General features: G+C 64.5%; 11 protein-coding genes. 5 read left to right on the forward strand and 6 right to left on the reverse strand.

Annotated features, from left to right (window positions below):
• Nucleotides 1-274 precede the first annotated feature (274 nt).
• From ABD197_RS04090 to ABD197_RS04110, 5 genes are all read left to right on the forward strand, one after another.
• A complete protein-coding gene (locus tag ABD197_RS04090; RefSeq protein ID WP_344051870.1) occupies nucleotides 275-1219 on the forward strand; it encodes a heparin lyase I family protein in 945 nt (314 codons plus the stop codon).
• A gap of 156 nt (nucleotides 1220-1375) precedes the next feature.
• The gene (locus tag ABD197_RS04095; RefSeq protein WP_344051872.1) at nucleotides 1376-2383 is read left to right on the forward strand and encodes a glycosyltransferase; all 1008 of its coding nucleotides are present in this window, start codon (nucleotides 1376-1378) and stop codon (nucleotides 2381-2383) included.
• Between the two features lie 42 nt (nucleotides 2384-2425).
• Entirely contained in the window at nucleotides 2426-3664 is a 1239-nt protein-coding gene (locus tag ABD197_RS04100) for a polysaccharide pyruvyl transferase family protein (protein ID WP_344051874.1), read from the forward strand.
• 90 nt (nucleotides 3665-3754) lie between these two features.
• Nucleotides 3755-4909, forward strand: a complete 1155-nt coding sequence (locus ABD197_RS04105) for an MATE family efflux transporter (RefSeq protein WP_344051876.1) — start codon at nucleotides 3755-3757, stop codon at nucleotides 4907-4909.
• 58 nt (nucleotides 4910-4967) lie between these two features.
• Complete coding sequence (locus ABD197_RS04110; protein ID WP_344051878.1) at nucleotides 4968-5945, forward strand: glycosyltransferase family 4 protein; 978 nt, start codon at nucleotides 4968-4970, stop codon at nucleotides 5943-5945.
• A 142-nt stretch (nucleotides 5946-6087) separates the two neighbouring features.
• On the opposite strand, the gene ABD197_RS04115 is transcribed toward ABD197_RS04110, so the two are convergent.
• From ABD197_RS04115 to ABD197_RS04140, 6 genes are all read right to left on the reverse strand, one after another.
• The gene (locus ABD197_RS04115) at nucleotides 6088-8208 is read right to left on the reverse strand and encodes an acyltransferase family protein (protein ID WP_344051881.1); all 2121 of its coding nucleotides are present in this window, start codon (nucleotides 8206-8208) and stop codon (nucleotides 6088-6090) included.
• Nucleotides 8209-8907: 699 nt separating this feature from the next.
• Complete coding sequence (locus tag ABD197_RS04120) at nucleotides 8908-10401, reverse strand: sugar transferase (RefSeq protein ID WP_425560998.1); 1494 nt, start codon at nucleotides 10399-10401, stop codon at nucleotides 8908-8910.
• A gap of 147 nt (nucleotides 10402-10548) precedes the next feature.
• Nucleotides 10549-11496, reverse strand: a complete 948-nt coding sequence (locus ABD197_RS04125) for a hypothetical protein (RefSeq protein WP_344051883.1) — start codon at nucleotides 11494-11496, stop codon at nucleotides 10549-10551.
• Between the two features lie 66 nt (nucleotides 11497-11562).
• Nucleotides 11563-13089 (reverse strand): tyrosine-protein kinase domain-containing protein, encoded by a 1527-nt coding sequence (locus ABD197_RS04130; RefSeq protein WP_344051885.1) that lies wholly within the window; start codon nucleotides 13087-13089, stop codon nucleotides 11563-11565.
• 145 nt (nucleotides 13090-13234) lie between these two features.
• Entirely contained in the window at nucleotides 13235-13825 is a 591-nt protein-coding gene (locus ABD197_RS04135; RefSeq protein WP_344051888.1) for an arsenate reductase/protein-tyrosine-phosphatase family protein, read from the reverse strand.
• A gap of 113 nt (nucleotides 13826-13938) precedes the next feature.
• Nucleotides 13939-15894, reverse strand: a complete 1956-nt coding sequence (locus ABD197_RS04140) for a DUF4012 domain-containing protein (protein ID WP_344051890.1) — start codon at nucleotides 15892-15894, stop codon at nucleotides 13939-13941.
• Nucleotides 15895-15903: the final 9 nt, after the last annotated feature.

Here is a 15903-nt window from a genome sequence, read left to right on the forward strand (position 1 = left end):
TCGCTGGCCGGGCGGAGAGTCCAAATGGCAGTGGGACCGCATGACGTACGACTTTCAGCGCCGCGCGGGCTTCCCCGCGGGCGTGCCCATAGCGTGGGTCGCTGGCACTTCCGTCTATCGATGGGCCACATCGGACGAAATCTTTTTTCTCGCTCCAGATGGACGGCGTCATCGAGTCAGTGCCGACGAGTGGCAGCGCGCGGGCTCACCAGCGGCGCAAACCCTTTCTGACGAGGGCTTCATTAAGTTGCCGTGGGCTGGCGAGGTATTTCGGATGACAAGTCTCTCCAGCTGGACCGGTTACCAGGCCGCGTGGGACGAGCAGAAGAGGGAGGACTTTCCAACCCCCTCTGTTGTGCAACACATCCCTGGAGAGTCCTTTACTTCGGTGGAGGGTACGTCAGACATCAAATACACGAGCAGTCTCCTGAATCGAACGATCACGTACTCGCAGTGGCGTGCGGCTGGGTTCCCTCTCGATCCGACGAGTGTCGGACCGCTTGTGCTGGCGAATCCCGGGCAACTCGTCGGTGTCGGTGGTCGGACTTACAGAGCTCAGTCTGCGTCGACGAGCTACTCCATAAAGGTTGGGCCCAACTACTCGAGGTTCGAAGTTCGTGGCGGTGACCAGTGGGTGGCGAGCGACGGCGAGATGGAGCGAGCTGAACTCGCTCGAGTGGGCTACTACCCGCGCGACACTGACCTGTGGGGTGCGTTCGATGTTCGGGTAACGGGTGACGTGTCCAAGACCTGGGACGGTGGTGGACCGAACATCAGTCAGATCTTCACAAACGTGGAGCCGGGTGAGAAGAACAAGCCACCGGCGATCGCATTCAAGATCACGCCGGCAGGAGCCCTCGAGGTGCACACGAGGGGCGACAAGAATGCGATCACGGTTACTACCCCCCGCACTGTGGTGAGAACGAGTATCCCGAACGCTAACGATGGAAGGGTTATCCACGTCGTATACCGGACTCGTTTGAATGCGTTCGGCGGTGAGCTTGATGTCTGGATCGATGGCACACGAGTTGTCCGATCCCGGGACGCTTCTATCGGGTACAACGACACGACCGACGATTCGTTGCCTCAGTTCAAGTTCGGTCAGTACCGGAGTGCTACCTCGGAAACGATCGTCACGGAGTTCGCGAACGTCGATTTCGGAACCGCAAATCTGCTCGGACGTGTTGCCAATCCACTGCCCTGGCCGGAGGGTTACTGACAGCTGGACGAGACAACCAACCGCGCGGCCGGCGGGTCATTTTCGGACTGCAGGCCGTAACTTCGCCGTAATCGGCTCAAGGTAGGCTTAGCGCGAACCAAAGACGGGCTCAGTCCCCGCCTTGGGTGCTGCGCCTCACTAAGCGGAAGGCGCGCAGTGTCAGCACACAACGACACACGACTGACCGAAGGTCCATGGCTCGATGCGTCCGGGGACTTGGAGAAAATCGTCCATGCGCGTACGCCGAGCAAGTTGCTGCTAGTCGCCTCGACCGGCGGGCACCTAGCGCAACTGGTGAAATTCTCACGGCGGTGGAATCTCTCAGAAGACTCGGTGTGGATCACGTTCGACAGCCCACAGAGCCGCTCGTTGCTGGAGGGGAGGAGAGTCGAGTACGTGCCTTATGTGCCTCCTCGGGGTTTCCGCGAGGCGCTGGTTGCATCGCGGCGCGCGAGCGAAATCCTTGAGCGGGAGAGATTCGATTGGGCGGTGAGCACGGGAGCGGCGCTCGCTCTTGGCGTGCTGCCAGCTGTTCGCGCGAAGGGTTTGCGGTCTACCTACATTGAGAGTGTTTCCCGAGTCAACGGTCCGTCTCTCACCGGAAAGCTGCTCCACGCCAGTCGCCTGACCGGCCTGCGCAGCCAGCACGCCTGGGCGAACGGCCGGTGGAAGCCGATCCCGAGCGTCTTGTCACACTACGAACCCGTTGCGAAAACTCGGGACATCGGTGGAGAACTGAAGATGTTCGTAACGCTGGGGACTATACGCCCCTACAGATTCGACTCGCTGGTCGATGGAGTTCTTGGGACTGGCCTGGCGTCGGAACGCACGGTCTGGCAACTCGGAGTGACCGAACGCGACGATCTGCCTGGCAGCGTGCATCAACAAATGGCGGCCGAGGCGTTCAAGGAAGCCGCGCTTAACGCCGATGTCGTCGTAACGCACGCCGGCGTGGGAACGATTCTTGAGTTACTCGAGTGGGGGATCCATCCCGTTGTTGTCGCGCGAAAGTCCGAGCGCGGCGAGCACGTCGACAATCATCAGGCTCAGATCACCGCCCTCGTTCAATCGCTTGGAGTGGCCACTGTTGCCGACTCGCAAGAGTTGACCGCGGCTGATCTCGTCCGTGCAACACAGTTTTCGACCACCGAGCGACGCGCATAGCGCGTCGTAGGTTGACCCTCGACCGAAGGAACTCGCGCCCCCGTGAATGTTGTCGTTCTAAATACCGTTCTCAGCAACACTGGAGACGCGGCAATCTACCAGGCAATCGTGGAAGCTCTCGAAACTGAAGGCATAGCCACGCCTGGCGAGGTTTCCGCCCTGGACAGTTCCGCGCGCGACACAGCAGTCCTATACCCGAACTGGAATGTCCTCCAGCAGCCAACTCGTTCTGCCGCGCGAAGCAAGTGGAGTCGACGAGCTTCGAACGCCTGGCGTCGAGTCCTGACAGGAAGCCTCTTGAGATCGCGGCTCCTCCGGACAGCATTGAAGAGGGCGCCGCTATCGAGCACGTCTTTTGCGCGCGCTGTCAACGCGATCTCGAGTGCGGATCTGGTTCTCAGTAGTGGAGGGACCTACCTCGTCGACCACTACAACTTTCGTCATCGTGTACAGGAACTTGAACTCGCCCGTGTCATGGGGAAGCCGATCTACCTCTGGACCCAGTCGGCCGGCCCCTTCAAAGACGCCCGTGCTCGCGCCCTTATCGAGCGACTCACGCCTCAGCTGGACGGAATCTTCTTTCGCGACGAACGGTCGCGGGCTGCCTGGTCGTCCATCTCAGCACTGCCGAGCAGCGAATCCGTCGCCCCGGATTGCGTGTTCGGTCTCCACGACGGCTCAGCGCAGGTGCCCCTGCAACGCGACGCGGACTCACCGCTCGCGCTTATCTCTGTGCGGTCGTGGGGTCAGGGAGCCGAGGGTGGGCAGCTTGACTTCACCGCTTATCGGGCGGCGATGCGTCGAATAGCTGTCAATTTGATGTCGCAGGGCTGGCGATGTGTCGCCGTATCAACGTGTCAGGGTGTGGCTGGCTACAACGTCGATGATGCCAACACAGCTCGTAGCATCTTCGACGGACTCGATGTGGCGATCGACTCCGACTTCCACACTCCAGACCAACTGGTGCAGAGGATTCGGAGCGCTCAACTGGTAGTGGCTACTCGAATGCACCTGGCGATTCTGAGTTTGATATCCCAGACGCCCGTGATTGCAATTGCATACGAGCCGAAGTCGTTGGAGCTCTTTCGATCCCTTGGTCGTGGGGATGCCGTGATCGAGATCGAGAAAACATCAGAGAATTGGGCGGACTCGCTGTTCGTAGACGGCGATGTCATTTCTCACGCCGCGAAGCTATCGCTGACCGAGTTGGAGGCGTTGAGTGAGCGCGCGCGGATTCCGGCTCGTCTCATCCGTGATCGGCTTCATGCGCGCATCGGCTAGCCAGTGAGACTCAGAAGAGTTTTCTGGTCATCTGTCGACCAGGGCATCTCGAGCGTCTCAAACCTATTGCTGTCAATCCTGGCAGCGCGGGTGGCTGGCCCGGACGCATTCGGCGCCTTCGCGATTGCATTCACGATCTATCAATTCGGCCTTGGTTCGTCGCGCGCATTCATCGGTGAGCCCACGCTGATACGGGCGTCAGCCGAGAACGAGGACGCGACTCCGCTCAGAGGGATGCTGGGGTCGTCGATCCTCCTTGGTGCCATTGGCCTCCTCGTCAACCTCGTGGCAGCACTGTTTGCGGGACCGTACTGGCAGATCTTCGTCGTGATGGGTGCCGCGTTCCCGATATTGATGGTTGCCGATGGCGCTCGTTACTGGGAGTTCGCGAGAGGCCGGGCGAACGTCGCTGTGATCTTGGACTCAACATGGCTGGCGGGTCAGCTGGCGCTGTACGGCCTGGTCGTCCTCGCCGGTGGTTCGAGTGTGATCGCCGTAGTAGTCACCTGGGCATTGGGGGCTCTCGCAGCGGCGATAGTGTTCTTCGTGCTGCGACGGACCTATCCGTCTGTTTTGCAAGCACAGTCATGGGTCCGTGCTCACCAAGGATTGTCATTTCGATTCTTCGGTGAGTACCTGGCCGTGTCCGGCGTCCAGCAGAGCGTCGTCTATGTGTCAGTGATCTTCGCTGGCCTAGCAGCCGCTGGCGCGATCAGAGGCGGGCAGGTCATCCTCGGCCCTCTGAGCATGCTGACGATGGGCGTAGCAGTAGTCGCTCTGCCGGCGCTCTCCCGGCGCGCCAAGAAGTCGCATCGTGGGCCGCTCCTCAAGACATCAGTGCTGATCTCATTGATGCTTCTACTCAGCACCCTTCTCTATGGGGCTATATTGACGGTCTTGCCTCCCAGCTGGGGGGAATTCCTGTTGGGAGACACATGGAGTGCTGGGATTGCTCTTGTCCCGCTTCTTCTCCTGCAGTTAGCGGTAAGCAATATTTCGTATGGGGCGACCGCTGGGCTTCGAGCAATGGAAGCGGCGAAGCTGAGTCTCCGATTGCGGATTGGCACGGTTCCATTCGTACTCGGACTCGTGATCCTCGGTGCCTACCTGCAAGGGGCGAGTGGCGCAATCCTCGGTGCCGCTGTCGGCGGCGCGATACAGGCTGTCTTCTGGTGGGTTGCAGTAGTCGTCACCTCACGAAACATAGGAAAGACGGATGATAATCGGGAGGATCGTCGTGAGTGAAAAAGCCCCACTAGCACGAGTTGTACATGTCGGCCCGAGCGTGGCTCAGGTTGGGGGCATGGAAACGGTCCTGCAGACTTACGACCAACGTGACTGGACCGGATTATCGACGAGTGTTGTCGCATCATCCGCCCGGGTCGGGCTCATTGATCAAGCCCGAATTTTCGTCGCAGCTCTACGCGCATGCCGCGCGTTGCCTTCTACAGTCGCGATTCATTGTCACCTGAGCCAGAAGGGGTCCTTCATCCGGGAGGGGATGATCGCTGTTCGCGAGGCGCGACGCCGCAAGGTCTTTGCGACCATCCACGGATCCAGCTTTGTGGGGACCGCGCAATCGCGATTCTGGTCGAAGGTGTATGCGTTCGTCCTGCGACGGTTGAGTGCAATCGGAGTCCTAAACAACGCGTCTCTGCAAGAAGCTCAACGCCTTGCGCCCGAGGTGCCAGTTGTTGTTCTGCCGAATCCTGGTCCGGTTCGCAGTTGGGATCGCGGCACGAGCGTGGTGGGGAATGACGCCGCTCGCCCACGAGTTGTCTTCGCAGGTCGACTCGGATTTCGAAAGGGAATTGATGTTCTTGTGGCCGCTTGGCCGTCGGTAGTAAAGGCAATTCCTGACGCCGAACTTGTGCTCCTCGGACCGGTCGATGCCGACCTACCCGAATCGCTGGCACGAACCGTTAACGCTCATCATGCGGGCGCTGTGCCCTCGAGTGAGGTCGGACGATTTCTTAATGGCGCGGCTTGTGCCGTCTTGCCATCGAGGGCCGAGGGGCAGCCCATGTTCCTTATCGAAGCAATGGGCCGGGGCGTCCCTATGGTCGTGACCAATGTGGGGGGTATGCCGGGCCTAGCCGACGGCACGGGTCTTGTCGTAGAGGTCGACGATCCAGATGCGCTCGCCCATGCCATCGTTTCAATTCTTCGTTCGCCTACCGCGATGAACGAGATGAGAGCAACGGCACTCGCGCGATACGGTCGAGAGTTTTCTGACGAGACTCACGAACGGAATCTAATAGCGTTCTATTCGCTCGGCTAGGGATACGGCAACGGATACTGAGATGTGCGTTGTCGCTTCAGCGGATTCCGTCGCCGGACAGGTCGCCGGGATCCTCGAGTCAGCGGTCTGAGACAAGAGCGCCCCCTTCCATCTTCGGGTGGGAGGGGGCACCTTGTTCGTTCTAGGGCGCTTGCGGGAAGCCGATTCCGGCAGCCGTCAGGTACTCACGAATGACCGGCGCAATCCGATCGGCGTACTCCGCGGTCATATGCCCGCTGTCGATCTTCATTGGGATCGTGCCAACGAACGGGGGGCACTTGCCGAAGGCACAGAACCACGGACGAGTGTCGACCAAGGTGCCGACGTCTTCAAGCTTCCGCTCAGTCGCCGCCCAGTCGGCAGGAACAGTGCTTACGCAGGCCGTCGGCGTGCTCGTTGGTGTGTAGCAGTCCTGAGGGTTCTCGGTCGTCGGGGGCCCTGGAGTGAAAAGGATTCGTGGGGACGTCGTGATCTTGCTGAGCTGGGCGCGTGCTCCCTCTTCGCTCAAGAGACCGCTTACGACGACGACGTCGGGCGCCATCGAGTTAATGGCATCTACCGCCTGGTTATGTCGGTCGTCGCAGCCACTCGGCCGTTGCCTGTCCTCATTGATGTTGTCCACCGCCCAGTCGGTGAACGGGCACCCGAACATGCCCCAGGAAACTATTCGCCATCCTGTGTCGGTTCCGATAGCGGAACGGATAGCTTGCACATAGGTCATGCTGATCGAGTTGCCGACGAGGACGATTGAGTGAGCCGCATTCGGATCACCCCAGGTGCACCCCGCTTCGTCACGATTGACGAAACCGCACCCGTAGATGTCGGCCGGTGCCTGGTCCTCTGCGATCGCGTCATCCATAGTGGGCGTCAGATTGGTCGGCCACGTCACGGTGTTGAGAGCCGCAGAGATCTCGCCTTGTAGGGCATCGAGCTCGGGGGTTGTGGATGCGGCGTCCGCCGTCGGGGTCGGGCTCTCGGTGGTGTCGCGTTTGTACGACGAAGCGGAGGCGGGAGGCTCGACGCTCACGAACGCAGTGGCACTCATGATGGCGACGATGACGGCCAGTGCGCCGACGCCGATGATGCCTTCCTGGCGCGTCCAGACGCCGTCGGGGAAGAGGCGCTTCTTGGATCGGCGGTGGGCACTGCGGCCGCCATACCACCGAGCGCGGCGAAGGGGATCCTCGACGAGTACGTAGGACACCCACGCCACCGCGAACGTGAGAACGAAAATGGACCCGAGCACGAGAGGGTCATCGCCGAAGAGTGCGATGCCGAAGATGATCAGGGGGAAGTGCCAGATGTACAGGCTGTACGAGATGTCGCCGATCCACGAGGTGACGGGGTTCATGATCGGCCAGAGGTAACGCTGCTTACCGCCGGTTCCTGCGGCGATGACGAGCGCGGTCGACAGCACGGGAAGCGCCGCCCATGGAGCGGGGAATCCGCCGTTCGCGTCGTTTACGACGAAGAGCGAGGCGGCGATGCCGACGAGTCCGATCCATCCCAGAAAGGGGCGTGCAAGAGATGGGATGCGCGCCAGCGAACCGGCGATGACGGCGAGGAGAGCGCCGATTCCGAGTTCCCACGCTCGGGTGAACAGGGAGAAGTAGGCCCAGGTCGGATTAGTGGAGGTCTCGTAGAGGGCCCAGGCAAAGGATCCCACGACAATGACGGCCATCGCGATGCCGACTGCGCGGTGCGCGAGGAGGACGTCGGAGCTGCGACGCTTGCCGACGATCCAGAAGATGAGCAGCATCAGCCAGGGCCAGATGAAGTAGAACTGCTCCTCGACCGCGAGCGACCAGTAGTGCTGCAGGGGTGAGATTGCGGAGCCGGCGTTGAAGTAGTCGGTGCCCTGGATGGCGTAGTGCCAGTTGGCGGCGAAGAGCGTCGCCCAGATCCCGTCCCACAGCGTCTGAGCGGCGCGAAGGGAGTTGAAGAACAGGTAGCCGGCGCCGACCGTGACGATGATCACGAGCAGCGCGGCGGGCATGATGCGCTTGACCCGGCGGATGTAGAAGCCGCCAAAGGAGATGGTCCCCGTTTTGTCGTGCTCGCGGAGCAGTAGGCCGGTGATCAGAAATCCGCTGATGACGAAGAAAACGTCGACGCCGACGAACCCGCCGACGGGCCACCCGAAGAGGTGGTCGAGGATCACCGCGACGACGGCGACCGTCCTGAGTCCCTGAATATCGGGGCGGAAGAATGACTTCTTCGCACCCTCGGGAGCGATCTGACCGACTGCGGCTCCGGTAGGCATGTCCACAATCCTCACACGGCGAAGTTTCGCGCCCGTGAACACGACTGTCCTCCTTTAGGGGGACAGATTCGGATATCCGCCTCGTGCCCGGACGGATGTATTCGCTCGAAGCCGGCGACTCCTGTACAACGCTTCCGGCGGCTTGCCTCTACTCATGGAAGACGATGAAGCCATCCCGAACCTCGTGTGGTCGATACCTCGAATTCGTGTTGAGTGGGGATCCCGCTCGCGCTGGCGGGCGAGCGGTGTCGGCGTAGCTAGGAGTCCTAATGTCGGCCGTTCGCGACAGAGGTCGAGTCGGCGCTCAGCGTCCTTTGGAGCGAGGCAAATGACGTGCCGAGCGCGCGGAGGCGCGCGCGACTGATGCCAGCGCGAAGAACACAGTGAGCACTGCTGCGGCGATAGTCATGGTCGTCGCCGCGAACAGAATTGGAATCAGCGCGGAGCAGTTCTTGGCCCGGGCTCTCCGGAATCTAGCCGCACCTCAAGGGGGCTGAACCAACTCAAACGTCACCCGCGGCGCCGAAATGCGCGCTCTCGGGCGAGACGAACCAGGTGCAGAATCGTCGAGAAAGGCATGGCGCCCGAGATTCGCGCAGTGGGAGAGTAAGACCATCGGCTGCCAAGCATCGCCCGAAGAGCGATTGTCAGCGACGTCCCTTTTCCCTTGGACGAGCCGACGTGCAAAGTCGCCGAGGCTTAGAACGCCCCGTCGCTAGCCAGGACGGCCTTGACGGTCTTCGCCAGGATGACGACGTCGCCGGTCAGTGACCAGTTCTCGACGTAGTAGAGGTCGAGGCGCACCGTGTCGTCCCACGACAGGTTGCTGCGGCCGCTCACCTGCCAGAGGCCGGTGATGCCGGGCTTGGCGAGGAAGCGGCGGTGCACGTGCGGGTCATACAGTTCGACCTCGTGCACGAGCGGCGGGCGGGGGCCGATGAGGGACATGCTGCCGCCGAAGACGTTGAACAGCTGGGGCAGTTCGTCGAGGCTGAATCGGCGCATGAATCCGCCGATCCGCGTGATGCGCGGGTCGTCCTTCATCTTGAACATGACGTCGTTGCCGGCATCCCGAGCCTGATCACGCAGCGCCTGCAGACGTGCCTCGGCGTCGATGACCATCGAGCGGTACTTCAGCATCGTGAAGGTCTCGCCGCGCAGACCCACGCGCGTCTGGCGGAACAGCACCGGACCGGGGGAGTCGGCTCGCACAAGCAGGGCGAGTACGAGCAGAACGGGAGAGAGGAGGACGATGCCGATTCCCGAGAGAACGAGGTCCACCGTGCGCTTGACGATCCGCTGACCGAGGGTGAATCGCGGTGTCTCCACGTGGATGAGAGGGAGACCGGCGACCGGACGCGTCATGAGCCGAGGGCCGGCGATGTCGACGATGCTCGGGGTGAGAACGAGGTGCTGGCGACCCGGCTGCAGGTTCCAGCTGATCTGCTTCACCTTGTCGGCGGGCAGGTCGTCGGTGCTGGTCACCGCGACAGTGTCGGCACCACAGGCGCGCATGGCGCGATCGACCGCATCGACGCTGCCCATGACCGGGATGTCGGTGCCCTCGATCGTGTCGGCGATGCGGCCCGAAGGCACACACGCACCGACCACGTGATAGCCGGCACCCGAGCTACGGGCGAGTTCGCGAGCGATCGTCGCGACCGACTGCTCCGAGCCGACGAGGAGGACTCGAGCAACCCATTCGCCGTTCGCGCGCTTGGCGATGAGCCACTTGCGCCACAGCCACCGGCTGACGCAGAGCGCGGCGACCCCGAGCGGGAACGAGATCAGGAGGTAGCCACGGGCGACATCGACGCGGAGGAGGAACGCGAGGATCGCGATGGCCCCGAAGAGGCGCACGCTGAGTTCGAAGATGCGCTTGTACTCGATCGAACCGGCGCCTATCACGCGATAGCCGCGGGTGTCGAAGGTCGCCAGCAGGATCATCCAGACCGCGATGAGGCCCGTCGAGAAGGTCCAATAGCTGATGTCGCTGAGTCGTGAATCCTCGCGGATCGACACCTCGGCGCTGCCGAGCCCGAACCACACCAGCTGCGTGCCGAAGACCGCCCAGATCAGAACGATCAGGTCAGTGATGGCTACCTGGCGGGCATACTGCCGACGCCAGTCGAAGGTGCGAGAGCTCGTCGCCGTTGTCGAGACCGCGGGGCGAATAGTCGCTCCGGCCGTCAAGTCACTCCTCCTCGGTGTGTAAATCCCTCTGCTCACACCATCGGAGCTTTGGGGGCAGTCGGCTCCCTTAGAAACAACCCTACCCGGGGTGTGTGTCGGGAATGTGAACGGAACGTCGCGAAACGACACGCGATGTGCGGGTGGTTATCAGAAAGTGACCAGGGTGTCCCCGCTCCACAGCGACACCACTCCTCGCGGGTCGGCGGCGAGCACGGCCGGCGCAGACGCGTCGAGATCGGGCTGGCACGACGTCGTGAAGGTGGAGCGGTCGGATGCGGCCGTCGAGCTGATCGCGAGCCCTGAGCACTCGGCACTCGCCCGTGCGATCGTGAGGGTGTCGTTGGAGACGAGCACCGCGCGCGCCGGCGAGGCGGCAGCGACCCCGGCCCATGACTCACCGAGCTCGGCGCTCCAGACGTACGGCTGCTGGTCGCAGAGAAGGGCGGCGTATGACCCCGAGACGGAGAGCGAGGTCGGCTCCGCGCACGGCGCCGGGGGAGCGCCGATGGGCGTCACGAGGGCGACGGGGTCGGCAATCGGCAGATAGGTCGCGCCGGTCAGAACCTCGGGATACGGCTCCCAGAAGACACCCTGCGTGTATGTCCGCAGACCCAGCGTGGTGCACGCGGCGTCCGTCGCGGCAACCAGCTGCGCCTCGCCCGCGGTCAGCGGCAGGATGCCGGCGATCTGGCGGATGCCGAGATACGCCGGCGTGACGTCGGCCCAGGTGGAGCCGCCGTCGGCCGAGCGCTCGACCTGCGGCGCGGTACCGGCTGCGCAGGAGCCGGCGACGCCGCGCCAGGCCGTGCCCGATGCGTCGATCATCAGGAAGCGCTCGTCTGCCCGCGCGAGCGGGGCCAGCGTAAGCGTAGGCGGGGTCGGCGAGGCGGTCGGCGACGGCGTGCCGGTCGGAGTCGCGGTAGTAGCGGGCACGGGGGATGCGGCATCCGCCTCGTCGGGGTTGCCGTGCGCGACGGCCGCGACCGTGAGGGCGACGGTGCCCGCCGCGAGCGCGACGAGCCCCGCGATCGCCCAACCGGGCGTGGTCAGGCGATACCGGGCGCGCGCCTTCTGCGATCGCGTTCTGGGCGACACGGGGGACCTTCCAGCGGGACTGTCGATCGGACCACCGGGGTGTCGGTGGTGAGGGACAGGTGCGATCTACTCGACCGACGTCGGCTCGGCCGAAGCCTGCGCGAACGGTGCCTCGGGGCGTGCGCGCAACTGCGCCGGCTGTACGCGCGGAGCGGCGGTGGCCAGACGCGCGGCCTCCGCGGCGGCCTCGGCCTCGGCGCGGCGAGCCTTGCGGCCACGCGCCCGGGGCAGGGGCTCCTGAACGTACCCGTATCCGTAGCCGTAGCCGTATCCGTACGAATCCGGACCCTTGGTCGGCGTCATCGTCATCACGAGACCGGCCACGCGCGCGCCGACGGTGTCGAGCGCGTCGATCGCGGAGCTCAGCTGGTGGGTCGTGGTGCGTCCGGTCGAGACGATCACGATCGCGCCGCTGGTCTGCTTCGCGAGGATCGCGGCATCCGTCACCGGCAGGAGGGGCGGTGCGTCGCAGATGACGATGTCGAAGGCGCGCTCGAGATCGGCGAGCAGGGTCTGCATGTGCTGCGACCCGAGTAGCTCGCTGGGGTTCGGGGGAATGCGTCCCGAGGGCAGCACGTAGAGGCTGCGGTCGCCCCAGCCCTGCATGACGTCCTCGACCTTGGCGCGTCCGATGAGCACGTCGGTGAGACCGGCGCCGCCCTCGATACCGAGGTACTCGGCGACCTTCGGCTTGCGCAGGTCGGCATCCAGCAGGGCGACGTTCTTGCCGGCATCCGCCAGCGCGAGCGCGAGGTTGAGCGCCGTCGTCGACTTGCCCTCGGAGGGAAGGCTGCTCGTGATGACGAAGCTGTGGCCGCCGTCCATGTCGAGGAACTGCAGGTTGGTGCGCAGGGCCCGGAACGCCTCGGAGCGCGGGCTCAGCGGGTCATCGTGCACGATGAGCGCCCGATCCTTCGCGCGGGGGTCGAACGGGATCGCGCCGATGAGCGGACGGTCGGTGACCGACGCGACGTCGCGCTGGGTGCGCACACGGGTGTCGAGCACCTCGCGCAGCACGGCGATGCCGATGCCGAGTGCGAGGCCGATCAGGCCACCGAGCACGAGGTTCATCGGAACATTGGGGCTGACGGGTGAGAGGCCGGGCTGTGCTTCGGTGACCGAGGTGAGGCGGACCGGGCTGACGTCGGTGCCGGCGGGCGTCTCGATCTGCTCGACCGTCGTGGTGAGACTGGTGCTCACGGCATTGGCGATCTCGGCAGCGAGAGCGGGGTCGGCATCCTTCGCGGCGATCGAGATGATCGTCGTGTTCACCGCGTTCGACGCGCTGACCTGGTTAGCCAGTTCGGCGGGCGTGAGGTCGAGACCGAGCTCGTCGATCACCGGCTGCAGGACGAGCGGGGTGGTCGCGAGGTTCGTGTACGTCGTCACGCGCGCCTGTGAGAACGTGTTGCCCTGCTGCAGCTCGCCGATCGTGCCGGCGCCCTGCGTAGAGACGAACACCTGGCTCTCGGACGAGTAGATCGGGGTGCGCGTGAGCGAGTACGCGGCGGCCGCGGCGACGCCGACGAGAGCCGCGGCGACGATGATCAGCCAGCTCTTGCGCAGGACTCGGATGTAGTCGCTGAGTTCCATGTGGAGCCTTCCGAGGGGTGTGGTTGGGGGACGTTCGACACCCTCGTCGCCATCTATGGTGCCATGTCTGTGTTTCGTCCGCTTTTCGCGGGCATGGCCGGCAGGTGGCTTTCTGCGCTCGTGCGGCGCTGCGTCTCGGCGGAATTCAGCGGCCGGGTCGGGCGAGTTCGACCACCCGAGCGACTTCGTCGACGGCCGGAACCAGCTGTGCCGCAGACAGCTGGTAGGTGTTCCACGAGCGGCCGAACGGGTCGACGACATCGTCCTCCGCGGCGTCCCGCGGCGGCGTCACCCGGCCGCGCAGGCTGGACAGATGACGGAGTATGCCGCGCAGCCGCGTCTTCGCATCGGGACCTTGGGCCGCCGCCTCGAGGTCGAGCGGGTCGGCCGCCTGCGCGAGACGCGCGAGCTCGCGCACCGTGAACGTCACCTGCACCTTCGCCGGCACGAGCTCGGCGATCGCCCGCCGATGCTCGCGTGCCATGCCGAGAATCAGATCCTGAGAGGCCAGCATCCGCTCGGTCAAGTAGCGCGCCCGATGCTCTTCGGCATCGCCCGGCAGGGCGCCGTGCATCTCGGCGAGACGCTTCGCGTCGGGCGTCATCGCCGCCGGCCGCCCTCGGGTTCCCGCGCTCTCGACCACCACGGGATAGTCGGCCAGACGCGCGCGCAGCAGCTGCGCCGCGAGAGGGGAGCGGCAGATGTTGCCGGTGCAGACGGCGAAGATCTCGATCATGGACCTGTCACGGGGGAGGGCGCTGGGGGCGCAGTTCGGCGAGGCGAGGAGCCTCGCTCACTCTAGCGACGGTGTGTGACGGGAAGATGTCGTGTTTCGTCGCTGCGTCGCGCTCAGCCGACGGCCGAGCCGAACATCGCCTGGCAGGACGCGTCGATCGTCACCGGGGTCGCCTGAGCGGTCGGCGTGTGGCGCACGACAAGGGGGCCAAGCGGGCCCTCGGGGAATGCGACCGTCGAGGACACCGTGACCGTCTCGTCCTTCGGTACGAACACCGTGTGGCTGACCGCGGTGTTGCCCTTCTCGACACCGGTGCGCTCCCAGTCGCCGACTTCGCCGACCGCCGGAACCGTGTTCACGATCGACGCGCCGGGAGGGGCGAAGGTCAGCACGTCGAGCATCATCGTCGTGTCCGGGATGCCGAAGCGCCCGTTTCTGGCGCCGAGCGTGTAGGGGCTCTGGATGTCATCGGTGATCCCGTTGTGCAGAGTCAGGGTCGTGGTGACCGTGCGTGCGTTCGCGTCGCAGGTCGCAGCCACCGTCTGCGTCAAGTGGTACTCGAGCTTGCTCACCGACGAGTTGTTCAGGTACATGCCGACCTGCGTTTTCGTCGTCGAGTCGGCAGGCAGAGCGCCGTCGACGCCGAGCTCGGTGCTCAGTGCCTGCGCGTCGGGATTCGTGAACGAGAGGTTGACCCGCTGCTCCTTCGCCGAGGTTTCGAGTGCGCCGAGCATCGCGATCGGGTCCCAGCTCGAGCTCGTCAGGTGGGCGAACACGCTCTGCGAGACGTCGGCGAAGAACGCGTCCGAATCGCGGCCGTTCGGGAAGCGCTCGTACGCGTCGCTCAGCAGCACCTTCACCGCGTTCTCGGCGGTGATCTGCTCGCCCGAGGCGAGGGTCACGGGGCCGGCGACCTCGAGCATGTGCGAGAGCACAGTCGGGTCGATCGAGATCACGCCGTCGAACTGCGCGCCCGAAGTCTGCCGCCACAGATCCTGGAACAGCTGCGCCGTCGTCGGGAAGTCGGGGGTCATCGTGTAGTCCTGCGAATACCGCGTGAAGCCCGACAGGTAGAGGCCGGTCGTCTCCTCGGGGATCGACGAGTAGACGTTGCCGGCCGTGCCCGCGTCGTAGAACGTCTGCGAACTGGCCTGGTCCGCGAAGCCCAGCCGGCCGTCGGTCACCGTGAGGATCATGCTCGCGGCCGGGTTGCCCCCGGTCGCGCGAATCTCGGCGTTGTTCTGGAAGATCACGAGGTAGGTCTTCGTGCCGCCGGAACCCGCCATGTCGAGCAGGGTCGGCATGTACCGGTTCACGACGTCGAGGGTCGGCGCCGCCTGCTGGATGATCGAGAGGATGTCGTCGATCGGCTCGGCCACGATCGGCAACAGCTGGCTGCGGTCGATCGGCGCGACCTGAGCCTCGGCCGCCGTGAACGCCTCGGAGATCGCGGGCAGCGCTCCCTGTGCCTGCCGGAACGGCTCGAGGTTGATGCCGCCGCCCTCGACCGTGATCTTGTCGAAGTCCATCGCGGTCATGACCTGCATGCCCGGCGGAAGAGCCTGCTGCACGAGCGTGTCGACCGCGCGGGTCACCCGCTGCACGGCATCCACGTTCTGCCCGACGAACGGCACGCGTGCCGCGACGTCCCACAGGGGGCCGTCGACGATGTCGGCGGCCTCGGTCGTGCTCGCCGTGATCTGCTGCGCGGTCGCGGCGACCGCGGCCTCGTCGCCGTCCTTGAGCTGCGTGCTGAGCGTGGCGAGTTGCTTCTTCGCGTCGTTCAGCGCGGCGCGGGCGTCGGAGGCCTGCCCGAAGAAGATCACCGCGAAGACTCCGGCGACCGCGACGATGAGGATGAGAGCGAGCAGGATGCCGAGCACCCACGGCCAGATCCGGCGTCGGCGCTTGGGCTTGTCGGGTTCGGCGTTTTCGGGGGCGATGAGGTCGTCGAGGGTCTGAGTCTTCGCGGTCTCGCGTGTGCTCTCGGTGTCGGCTGCGGGGGTGCGGCGCTCGCGCCGCGTGGCGGGCGGGCCGTCTACGGGGGCGGTCTCGTCGTCAGGCAGCATCCGTCAATC

This window comes from Microbacterium lacus (assembly GCF_039531105.1).
Classification (GTDB): Bacteria; Actinomycetota; Actinomycetes; order Actinomycetales; family Microbacteriaceae; genus Microbacterium; species Microbacterium lacus.

Coding starts and splice junctions, on each gene's coding strand:
- ABD197_RS04115 (WP_344051881.1), bottom strand. CDS start 8,208: ATGCCTACCGGAGCCGCAGTCGGTCAGATCGCTCCCGAGGGTGCGAAG.
- ABD197_RS04130 (WP_344051885.1), bottom strand. CDS start 13,089: ATGGAACTCAGCGACTACATCCGAGTCCTGCGCAAGAGCTGGCTGATC.
- ABD197_RS04135 (WP_344051888.1), bottom strand. CDS start 13,825: ATGATCGAGATCTTCGCCGTCTGCACCGGCAACATCTGCCGCTCCCCT.
- ABD197_RS04110 (WP_344051878.1), top strand. CDS start 4,968: ATGGAAACGGTCCTGCAGACTTACGACCAACGTGACTGGACCGGATTA.
- ABD197_RS04140 (WP_344051890.1), bottom strand. CDS start 15,894: ATGCTGCCTGACGACGAGACCGCCCCCGTAGACGGCCCGCCCGCCACG.
- ABD197_RS04090 (WP_344051870.1), top strand. CDS start 275: ATGACAAGTCTCTCCAGCTGGACCGGTTACCAGGCCGCGTGGGACGAG.